The 10904-nt window shown below is 50.0% G+C and carries 7 protein-coding genes; 2 read left to right on the top strand and 5 right to left on the bottom strand.

Features of this window, described 5'->3' with window-relative positions; genetic code table 11:
- Nucleotides 1-109: 109 nt before the first annotated feature.
- Together dcm and pyrE are read right to left on the bottom strand one after the other, a co-directional pair.
- Nucleotides 110-1396, bottom strand: a complete 1287-nt coding sequence (dcm, locus tag AACV78_RS01100) for a DNA (cytosine-5-)-methyltransferase (protein ID WP_194010957.1) — start codon at nt 1394-1396, stop codon at nt 110-112.
- A 176-nt stretch (nt 1397-1572) separates the two neighbouring features.
- The gene (gene pyrE, locus AACV78_RS01095; RefSeq protein WP_194010956.1) at nt 1573-2148 is read right to left on the bottom strand and encodes an orotate phosphoribosyltransferase; all 576 of its coding nucleotides are present in this window, start codon (nt 2146-2148) and stop codon (nt 1573-1575) included.
- An 86-nt stretch (nt 2149-2234) separates the two neighbouring features.
- Here pyrE and AACV78_RS01090 point away from each other — a divergent pair, with 86 nt between their 5' ends.
- Nucleotides 2235-2762, top strand: coding sequence for a hypothetical protein (locus AACV78_RS01090; protein WP_194010955.1), 528 nt, complete (start codon nt 2235-2237; stop codon nt 2760-2762).
- Between the two features lie 53 nt (nt 2763-2815).
- Here AACV78_RS01090 and AACV78_RS01085 read toward each other — a convergent pair whose 3' ends face one another.
- Nucleotides 2816-3565, bottom strand: coding sequence for a pentapeptide repeat-containing protein (locus tag AACV78_RS01085; protein WP_194010954.1), 750 nt, complete (start codon nt 3563-3565; stop codon nt 2816-2818).
- Nucleotides 3566-3585: 20 nt separating this feature from the next.
- Nucleotides 3586-4230, bottom strand: a complete 645-nt coding sequence (locus AACV78_RS01080; protein ID WP_194010953.1) for a beta-carboxysome protein CcmP — start codon at nt 4228-4230, stop codon at nt 3586-3588.
- A gap of 324 nt (nt 4231-4554) precedes the next feature.
- Between AACV78_RS01080 and AACV78_RS01075 the strand changes: the two genes are divergently transcribed.
- Nucleotides 4555-4938 carry a WGxxGxxG family protein gene (locus AACV78_RS01075; RefSeq protein ID WP_194010952.1) on the top strand — a complete coding sequence of 128 codons (384 nt, stop codon included), beginning with the start codon at nt 4555-4557 and terminating at the stop codon, nt 4936-4938.
- A 591-nt stretch (nt 4939-5529) separates the two neighbouring features.
- Here the strand turns inward: AACV78_RS01075 and AACV78_RS01070 are convergent.
- The gene (locus tag AACV78_RS01070) at nt 5530-10458 is read right to left on the bottom strand and encodes a PAS domain-containing protein (RefSeq protein ID WP_194010951.1); all 4929 of its coding nucleotides are present in this window, start codon (nt 10456-10458) and stop codon (nt 5530-5532) included.
- Nucleotides 10459-10904 lie beyond the last annotated feature (446 nt).

The raw sequence follows: 10904 nt of genomic DNA, 5'->3' as shown, positions 1-10904 counted from the left end.
TCCCACAAAAATCTTTTTTCTTGTGGGATGGGCACGCGAGCCCGTCCCAAAATTTGATTAATAAGGAATTTTGCAAGAGGTCTAATATAATTCGCCCACCCTTGGCAATTCAAAAAGCACTAACTTTGTGTTTCATAGAAGAAAAAACATTCTGCATAACCTCTTTCGCCACAGCCTTGACCACATTAATACTCACACTATTACCTAATTGATAGTAAGCCTTATCATCCTTGGGATGCAGCACAAAACCATCGGAAAAACCTTGTAACCGCGCCGCCTCGCGGGGAGTAATTCGGCGGACTCTGTGGTTGTGATAAACACCTAATTTATTAGCATCGCTGGCAACAAGCGTTACAGAAATCTTCTGCGGATCGAGAAATTTATACACTTCAAAAGAAAAATTACCCGACACAGGCTTGTACAAATCATTTTTCCGCTGTAGGTACTTCTTAGCAACCAGCAAATCCAGAATTTCATCGAGATTGGGACGAGCAAAAAAAGTAGCGATTTGCTCTTTACTTAAAAGTTTACCATCTTGGTGACAGCCAAATTTTTTATTTCGCCTTTTTAATATAAAAAGATTCATCAACTCAATTTCATCTAAACTGCATTTTCCTCGCAAACCAAGTTCCCAAGAATGAATCGAATTGCCGCCGCGATAGTCAATTAACCGCATTCCGTGCAAGCGATTTAAATCATTGTTAACAATTTGTTTTAATGCCTTGACAAAATCTGGCGAACAATCATATTTTGGGTCTGGATTGTCTTCCAAAATATCTGCCACTGTGACAAGTTTACTTAACGGGGAAAATAACGATAGCTGTTGGTGGTTACAGGAATGGGAATCTTTTGGCCCCAAGTCGGAAACTAAGTCAAATTGGGGCGAAGCATTTAAAATTCCGACTAGGTAAACTCGGACGCGGTTCTGAGGTAAGCTAAAGTTAGAACTGTTGAGCAAAAAGTAATCGAAGCTGTAACCTCTACTGGTAATTTCCTGTTTAATTGTTTCGAGGGTTCGGCCGCCGTCGTGGCTGACAAGTCCCCGCACGTTCTCGAAAATAAATGCTTGAGGTTTAGCGGTATCAATCAGCCTCATTATTTCAAAAAATAAGGTTCCTCTGGTATCGCCAAAACCTGCTTTTTTGCCAGCAGCGGAGAAAGACTGACAGGGGAATCCTGCTAATAAAATATCGTGTTTTGGTAGTTGGTCAATTAGTCGGATATCGCCTAAAGGTGTGTCGGCAAAGTTTTTGCGGTAAACTAATTGAGCTTCGGGATTAATTTCGCTGCTTAAGAGGCATTCTGTTTTTAGATTCAAGGAATCAGCGGCTGACTCGAAACCTAATCTCATGCCGCCTATTCCTGAGAATAGGTCGATAAAATGTATGGTTATCATAGCATAAAAATTGCTGATTTAGATGGATATCTTGCAGCATTTTTAACAGGATTTAGACCCTCTTTTATACGATCCAGATCCTCTGAATATTCGTTACCAGGTAGAAGTCTTAGCCCCCCCGAACTCGCGGGGGGGTTTGGGGGGGTAATATCTAGCGCTACTTTATTCCATTGGTATTATTTCTTGCTACTAATCCATTCCTTAAGATCCGCGATCGTAAAAACGGCCTGAAAATCCAATCCCTGCTCGCGATATAATTGAGCTCCACCTTGCTCTCGATCGATCAGCGACAACACGCGATCGACTTTATAACCTGCACCCCGCAACCGTTCCACCGCCTGCATCGCCGACTTGCCCGTCGTCACCACATCCTCCAAAACCGCAACATTAGTCCCCGCCGGCAACAGTGGCCCCTCAATATAGGCCATTGTCCCGTGTCCCTTCGTCTCCTTGCGGACAATTAGCGCCGGAATCGATCGACCTTCCAGAGCCGAAACCACACTTACCGCACTTACAATCGGGTCAGCACCCAAGGTCAAACCGCCCACAGCCTGCACCTGAGCCGGCAGCATGGAGAGGAGTAAGCGCCCCGTAGCCAAAGCACCTTCAGCGTGCAGCGTCACCGGTTTGCAGTTGATATAATAAGAACTTTGCTGCCCCGAAGACAACACAAAATCCCCTTCGCGGTACGCAAACTCGCACAACAAATCCAAAAGTCGATCGCGCAGCACCTTTAAATCCGCAGCATCCATAACTTACACCGTGTAGAAAACACAAATAATCCGCCGATAATCAGTTTATATTGGAATCGGAATTAATCTAAAAGCCCAAGAAATATATGAGTCAAAAGTTAAAAACCCTTAGCCGCGCGTTAATTCTCGCTGTCGCCTCTGCCGCCCTCGCATCCGTCAAAGCAGCTCAAGCAGAACCAGCCCGATTTCACCCGATTAGCGGCGAGTTCAACCGACAATTCTTTGAAGCTTCAGGAGACTTTTACCACAACGTCAGCTTGCAAGGCTACATGGGCGACTATTTAGGCATCGGTGCCCCCAGCGGCGTAGTTGCCTTTCCCGAAAAAGAAATCGAGCGCGATGCCAGCCGCATTAGCGGCCTTTACCGACGAGTAATGCAGCGGCAAGTTTCCAGCGATCCGATTTTGCGCGTCCCGGATGCCGTCAATCCCTTCGATTCCTCAGTCATGGCGCTGCCTCCCGCTTGCCAGCTAGCACCTCAACCGAGCGGCTGTTTCGCCACTCCCGCCGGACTCCAAGACCAATTTTTACCGAGAGAGCAGCAGCAAGATTCACAGACAGCCCCAGGCCCCGTTAGAGGACTTTATCAAGTATCGCCGGTTCGAGGAAATTAATTGCCGGTGAGACCATTGGTTCGCAGTCAGGACGAAGAGTCCTCGCTGCGAACCTATGATGAAACAATACTGCCATCAGGCATGATTGTTTCTTTCAAATAAGCTTCGTCCAGATTAGCTCCCGCCAAGTTCGCCCCTCTGAGATTTGCCCCGGTCAAATTCGCTCCCCTCAAATCAGCTTTGGCGAGGTTAGCCCACCGCAAATCGGCACCGCTCAACAAAGCAAAACTGAGATTTGCCCTAAAAAAATAAGCTGCAGTAAAGTGAGCTTCCCCGAGGTTAGCTTTAGATAAATTAGCTGCATACAAATGTGCTTCAATCAATTCGGCTTGATTGAGATTAGCTTGACTGAGATTAGCATTATTGAGGTTTGCGCCGATCGCATTAACTCGAAACATCACCGCACCGATTAAATTCGCATCTCCCAAATCAGTTTGCTGGAGATTAGCAGCGCTGAGATCCGCCCCAATGAGATTGGCACCGCTCAAATCGGCTCCCATGCAGTCAGCATTTCGGAGATTTGCTCCAGTTAAATTGGCTTTAATCAAATTAGTTTCGAGCAGTTGCGCTCCCGCAAGATTTGCTAAACTGAGGTTAGATTCGGCAAAGTTTGCGGCAATTAATTTAGCCTTAAATAAATCTATTTTAAAAAGGTTTGACCGCCCGAGTTGCGCCCCTCTGAGATTGGCTTGGGCGAAATTAGCTTCGCTGAGATCGGGTTCTATATTTGGGTTGAGATTTCTCCATTCAATCCAACTAACTGCACCTTTTTTCAGGAGCGCTAAATGCTGTGGGTTTGCCATAATTGCATCTCCTTTAATGGCTATTCCTTGCGACCGGTAATTGCTGGATTTTCCCGACCAGATATGCTTTCCACCGCTGCAATTGCTGCCTGGGAACCTGCTAAAATATCTTGTTCTGAGCCACCGAGGTAAAGTCGCCCGAAACTGCCGACAGCCTGAACCTCTAAGATATTAATCGATGCGCCTTTTTCTGCTTCATTGGCCGCCAGCGCTGCATAGGCTGCCGGTTCTACTTCTAAGACATAAAGCGTTTGTCCCGCCAGCAGCAACTGTCCGCGGCGGGTGCGGTTGATTAATTGTGTTTGGTGCGCGTCAATGTTGCGAATAATTTGGCTAGAAATTACTCGCGGTTTAATAGATTCTTCTCTGCGGACTCCGATAAATTCTAGAATTGCTTTCCCTGCGGCCCGCGTTTCTCCCTGCTGGCCAGAGTGTACTTCCAGCAGGCCGTACAAGCGCTCGACTATCTGCACTCCGGGGCGCACGGAGGCGGATTTGAGGGCGACATCGGTAATTCGGTTAATTTCGATACCGGGTGAGATTTCTATCCACAGCGACGCATCCCCAGGAAGCGGCAAGAATCCAGCGGCGATTGTGCCGATGTATGCTGCGTGCTGCGGCTGCAAGTTGTCTAGAAATACGTAGCTGCGTAGCTCTATTCCCAAAAGTTTTGATCTCCGTCGATCGAGTTTCAACTGTTGTCTGTGCAAGATCTGAGTGTACCTTTTTTTGTCAACAACACATGATTAAGTTGTCCGAGGTCCCGGAGTGCCGAAACCGGCGAGGGAGGTGCCAGGCCGGGGATTTCTAGTGTCGGAGTGCCTCCGCGAGCTATGTTTAATTTCGTGCGCCTGCTAAAAATTGGAGATAAATCTATAGTGATAGCTGGAATTTAGGAATGTTTACTGCTAGAGGTGGATGTAACTGTAATAGCCGATCGATATATTGGTGACAGTTAAAGATTTTTCTAAGCAGAGAGCATTTGAATTATGAAGCGTTCTAATTTATCCAAGGCAATTGGTGCAGGTATTATAGCTGCTGGTTTAGCCATTGTGCCCACTCATCTGCCTGCTTCGGCTCAGACAGATCCAGCTCCCGGTACTAACAGCAGAACCACCACAACTACTACTATTCCGAGCACCGATGCTCAGACAGCTCCAGCTCCCACGACTAACAGCACCACCACCACCACTACCGTTCCTCGCTCCGATGTTTACAATGCTGATGCCGATCGCGGTTTTGATTGGGGATGGTTGGGCTTGCTAGGCTTGACTGGTTTGTTCGGTTTAATTCCCCGCAAACGCGAAGAAACTGTCCGCTATACAACTACAACGGGCGATCGCGATCCAGCCGTGCGTACCGACTACCGTTAATGCTCCCGTGGACTTGCAGCAGACAATCATGCAGGAATAGGATATTTAATATCAATTCCGGTTGCACTCCTGGTGATGTTGACTGTTGACTGTTGACTGTTAACAGTTAACAGTTGTTATTGGTTATTGGTTATGGGTTATTGGTTATTGGTTATGGGTTATTGGTTATTGGTTATTGGTTATTGGTTGCAATGCCCTGCGCGGGCCGATGCCCTGCGCGGGCCGATGCCCTATCCCGGATAGTACCTACTACCAGAGCAAAGAAAGGCTTATAACTTGTCTGACTAGCATCAACAATCATCAAAAAACCTCGCAAATGGAGGTTTTTTTGTTTGAGATAATGCGCCATCGAACAACCGTCGCACCCTCAAAATCATCGTCGGTAGAACCCGACTTGAGATGATTAACATCAATTTCGGTTGCATTCCTCATGATGTTAACTGTTAACCGTTAACTGTTAATTTACTATTCCGATGAAGAGAGGATTTGATATAACTTATGCCTTTATTCATCCCTTCTTGCTTCGCGTCCTTTGCGTCTTCGCGGTTCGTTAAACAAAGACCTTTTACACACAAAAAGACCTGGAAAAAATCAACCAGAACGATCGAGCAAATCCAACATCGCCTGCAGCAACTTGTCAGGATCTAAAGGCTTAGAAAGATGCCGCTGGAACCCCGCAGCCAGCGCTTGCCGGTAGTCAATTTCTCCAGCATAAGCGGTGAGGGCGATCGCCGGCACAAGTCCCCCTTGCTCCGCAGGTAGATCCCGAACCTGCCGCAGCAACATATAACCGTCGGTGTCGGGCATTCCAATATCGCTCAACAGCAGATCCGGCAAAGACACAGTTAAAGCCGCCAAGGCATCGGCAGCGTTAGAAACTGCCGTCACGGTTGCGCCGCAATCCTCCAACAGAAAAACCACCAAATCTCGCGCATCAGCATCATCATCCACCGCTAACACCCGGATACCGCTCAAATTGAAGGACTTCTCCGGCGGCGCACTTGCAGCAGGAATTGTCGGAGGTTGCACCGGCATCAGGGGGATTTTGACTGTAAAAGTCGAGCCTTTTCCTTCGCCTGCACTGTCGGATGTCACCGTACCGCCGTGGAGCTCGACGAGATGGCGGACGATCGCCAATCCTAAACCCAATCCGCCAAACTTGCGCGTGTACGTGCTGTCAGCTTGCCGGAAATAGTCGAACACGTAGGGCAAAAAATCACGTTCTATGCCTTTGCCCGTATCAGTTATACTAATTTGAGCGTCAGTGTCAACCCGATCGAGAGCGATGTCGATTTTGCCTCCCGCCGGGGTGAACTTGACAGCATTTGACAGCAAATTCCACACAACCTGCTGAAGTCTGCCCCCATCACCCAAAACCCTGCCGACATTCGGTGCAAATTGAGCGTTGATTTGAATCGATTTGACTTGGGCCGACAAACGTACAGTTTCCATAGCGCTGTCGATCGCCTCAGCTAAATCCACAGGTACAATATTCAAACTGACTTTGCCTTGCAGAATCCGCGACACGTCGAGCAAATCTTCGATTAGCTGAGTTTGCAGTTTGGCGTTGCGCTCGATCGTTTCTAGGGCGTAGCGCTGCTTTTGGGGTGTCAGCACATTCGATTGCAACAGCTTTGCCCAGCCCATAATCGGGTTTAAGGGAGTCCGCAATTCGTGGGACAAAACAGCCAAAAATTCGTCTTTAACGCGGTTAGCCTGTTCTGCTTCCTCCCTGGCGGCCTTTTCAAGGGCTAGCAGGCGTTCCCGTTCCTCTTCTGCTTCGAGGCGATCGGTAATGTCGGTGTTGGTACCGCACCAGCGCAGCAAATTGCCTTTCTCGTCGCGCACCGGCACGGCGCGGGAGAGAAACCAGCGGTAGGAGCCGTCTTTGGCGCGAATCGGGAAAGTATCTTCCCAGAGTTCGCCTTTTTCAATGCAGCGCCTAAATTTTGCGACAACCCGATCGACGTGTTCCGGGTGGTGCACCTGCTGCCAGCCCCAGCCTTGCATTTGCTCTTGAGTGGTGCCGGTGTAGTCAAACCAGCGTTGGTTGTACCAGAAAATCCAGCCGTTGGGTTCTGTCATCCAAGCCAACTGAGCGATGTTGTCAGCTAGGGCGCGGAACCGATCCTCGCTTTCGTGCAAGTCCTGCAGGGTTCGCGCGTGCAGGATCGCCGTCCAGAGGCGAGCCACCATTTCCTGCATCAGCGAAACTTCATCCATCTGCCAGTTCCGCACTGCCTGTGATGTCACCACCAAAAGAGCCACCCAGCGCCCTTCCTCAAGGCAGGGAACATCGACTAAAGCGCGAATGCTAAGGGCACCGTAGTTATCTACCAAAGAGGCTGTCTGCTGGTCGCTAGCGATATCTGAGATGACAAGTGTTTGACCTGCTATTGAGAGAGCTTTCATTTCTGCAGTCTTAAAGTCCGAGAGTTGATAGGTGCCGGCGACGCTGGCAAGGCCGGGTTGGTGCCAGTCTCGATCGACAATTGCCAGTCCCGCTGCAGTATCGATTTCGTGCCAGATGCAGCGATCGACCTGTAAATATTCTCCCAGACTGCTCATAGCTTCCCACAACATTTCTGCGGGGTTAGAGCGCTGGCGCAAGCGGAGTTCGAGCCCGGAGAGAAACTGCTCGTTGAGTTGGGCTTTTTTGCGATCGTGAATGTCGGTATTCGTGCCGATCCACTCGACAATCCGGCCCGCTCCGTCGCGAATTGGCACGGCGCGGCACAAATGCCAGCGTTCCATTTGGTCGGAGGCCCGCCGCAGGCGGAACTCAACCTGATAAACTTCTCCGGTGATTTGACATTCTTGCCAGCCGGCAAAAGTTTCTGCCAAATCCGACGGCGGCACCAAAGACTCCCAATTGTTGTGAGCGGCTTCCTCGTAAGGCATTCCCAGATATTCCGACCATTTTTGATTGGCAAAGCGAAGTTTTCCGGCGGTGTCTACATTCCAAATCAGGTGGGGCAGCGATTCAGCCAGGAAGCGGAAGCGGCGGTCGCTTTCTGCTAAGCTTTCTTCGGCTCGTTTGCGATCGTCAATATCAATGCCGATGCCGACCCATTGCAGCACTTTTCCCCGGCTGTCTTTGACGGGGACAAGTCGCGCCAAATGCCAGCGGTAGCTGCCGTCAAACCGGCGCACCCGACATTCAAATTCGTAGGATTCCCCTGCTTGAATCGCCTGAGTGCGGGTGGCGACAACTGCGGGCAAATCCTCATGATGAAATAATTCCAGCACCGGCCCTGTCAGAGGCAATTCTGGAATCATGCCCGTGTAGTTTTGCCAGTGCTGGTTGCAAAACTCTAACCTGCCGTCGGCGGTGTTGATCCACATTAATTGGGGCACGGCATCGGCGAGGGTGCGGTAGCGATTTTCGCTTTGCCGCAGTGCTTCTTCTATTTGCCGGCGTTCGGTTTTGTCCTGCATGATTTTCAGGAAACCTTGCACGTCGCCTGCTGCGTCGCGCAGGGGCATCACCAGCCCGCTGCCCCAAAAACGGCTGCCGTCTTTGCACAGGTGCCAGCACTCGTTTTCTGCTTTTCCTTCAGTTAGCGCTAGGTGCATTTCTAATTCCGGCTTTCTGGCTGCTGAGTCTTCTGGGGTGAAGATGATTCGTCCGTGCCGGCCGACGATTTCTGCTTCGGTATAGCCGAGCAATCTCTCTGCGCCTGCGTTCCAACTGGTAAGGTGTCCGCCAATGTCTAGGGTGAAGATGGCGTAGTCTTTGGCGCTGTCGAGTATCAACTGCAGGCGGGTTTCGCGATCGCGCAGGGCTATTTCTGCTTGTTTGCGCTTGGTGATGTCGCTGGTGAAGCCGACTACTTTGGTCACTTCGCCTTGCTGGTTGCGAATTGCGGTGCCGCGCTGCCAAACATCGATCCAGCGGCCGTCTTCGTGCCGGACTCGGTACTCGCTTTCGTAGCGTTCAACAGTCAATATTGCTTCTGTCTCGGCCTGGATGCGGGCCAAATCGAGGGGATGGATGCGTTCTCTCCACCACTGTAGTGTTGGCTGTGCGTCCTCTGGCCGGACACCGATGAGGGAGTACAGTCCTTCGGAACGGTAAACGCTGTTGGATGCTATATCCCACTCAAACACCATGCCGTCGATCGCCCTTGTCGCTAGTTGAAAGCGGTTGTGGCTTTCTTGCAAATCGAGTTCGGCTTTTTTGCGATCGGTAACATCCAATACTACTCCGACAAACCGCACTGCGGAGCCTGCTGCGTTGTAGAAATAGCGCCCGGACACGCTCAACCAGCGGATTTCTTTGGTGTCGGCGCGGATGATGCGGTATTCGATCGAGTATAGCGCGCGGGTTTTTCGAGCTGTTTTGACTGCTTGCATGACTTGCTTTAAGTCGTCTGGATGCACGCAGTTTTTCCACATTCCGAGCGTTGTTTCGCCGCCCGGTGGCGGTTCTCCGCCGAAAATCCTGAAATGGTTCGCCGACCAAATTACTCGATTTGCTACCAAGTCTTGATCCCAGGTTGCCATGCCGGAACCTTCGATGGCGACGCTCAAACGTTCTTCGCTTTGTTGGAAGGCTGTTTCTGTTTGTTTGCGATCGTTGATATCTGTCAGGGAACCCACGGCGCGCACGGGATTGCCCGACTCGTCCCAAACTGCTCGCCCTCTGACTAAAATCCATTTGTAGCGCCCGTCGGGACAGAGGATGCGGTATTCTCCGCAGTAATGGGAGGTTTTGGAGTGCAAGTGTTCCTGCCACTTGCTTTGAATTCTCTCCAAGTCGTCGGGATGAATGTAGCTCACGTATTGGGCTAGATCCTTGACTTCTTCGGGCCGGCGTTCCAAAATCTGTAAACAGCGATCGCTCGCTACATGACAATTTGTTTGTAAATCCTGTTCCCAAATGCCGTCGTTGTTGCCCTGCAAGCTTAGCTGCCAGCGTTCTTCGCTTTCTCGCAAAGCTTCTTTGGTGCGATCGGCGCGATCGACTTTTAGGGCGGCAACGGCAAAGTCTGCTAGGGCTAGCCCGATCCGCAAGTCTTCGGTATCGAACTGGCCGCCATTGTGGGAGACAATCCAGATTGCTCCCAGCGGTTGATTTTCTGCTAGCAGCGGCAGGACTAAGGCTTCGGCGATCGGCAGCGGGCGCGGCAGCAACTCCTGCAAGTATTGTTCTGGATGCAGGTAAAGCTGGGGAGTTTGGAAGTCTAGATTGGCTCCGACTTCATTGAGCGTCCGAGGTTTGTTTGGTTGTTCTGCGGCTTTCCACGCGCCCGCTAAGGCTTCCCAATAGAAAGTTTGTTCTGATGTGGCATTTTCTGTTAGCAAGCAGACTCCGACACTATCTGCGCGGCACAACTCTCGCGCGATCGCCGCGAGTGTTTGGAGCATGGTGCGGGGGGAGGTTGCCAGTTTTCGGGCAAGGGTTTGCAGCGCCCGATTTTCTGCGTGCAGATCGGGCGATCGAGGGGTGCGGCGCGACAGAAGCTTTGCGATCGAAATGTCGGTTAAATTAGTTTGTGGGGTTTGCCAAGTTTCCATCTATCTAGTCGTCTTGATGTCTTTCTGTCTGAGCGGGCGATCGGACATTCTCTATAATATCAGCGCGCAATTACACCATCTGGTATATTTTATTATCTACCGACAGACATAATCTGTTATCTGTCTTGGGAATTAGTTTTGAATTTTTCTGCCCGTTGATTGAGAGCATTCCAATTTGGTAAAAAGTATTTTTTACGAGTGGAAACATCCCAAGGGCTTTATATATCTTTTTAGCGAGTAAGAGGCTCTTACGGAGAGTGAAAGCTGCCACGCTTGATGGTGGAGCATCTCTGCGGAAATTTAAAAGCGTTGTTGAGAAGTGCGATCGTCCCGCACAGCACAGTATATTGTATACATATAGTAAGCCAGATGTGAAACCCCGCCATAGCTTGATTAAAAATTTTGATTGAGCCAGGACAAGAATCGCGAACTTGTATCGTTTTGGA

It is taken from the genome of Tychonema sp. LEGE 07196, assembly GCF_963890365.1.
Lineage (GTDB): Bacteria > Cyanobacteriota > Cyanobacteriia > Cyanobacteriales > Microcoleaceae > Microcoleus.
This window is presented reverse-complemented; position numbering and strand designations above follow the sequence as displayed.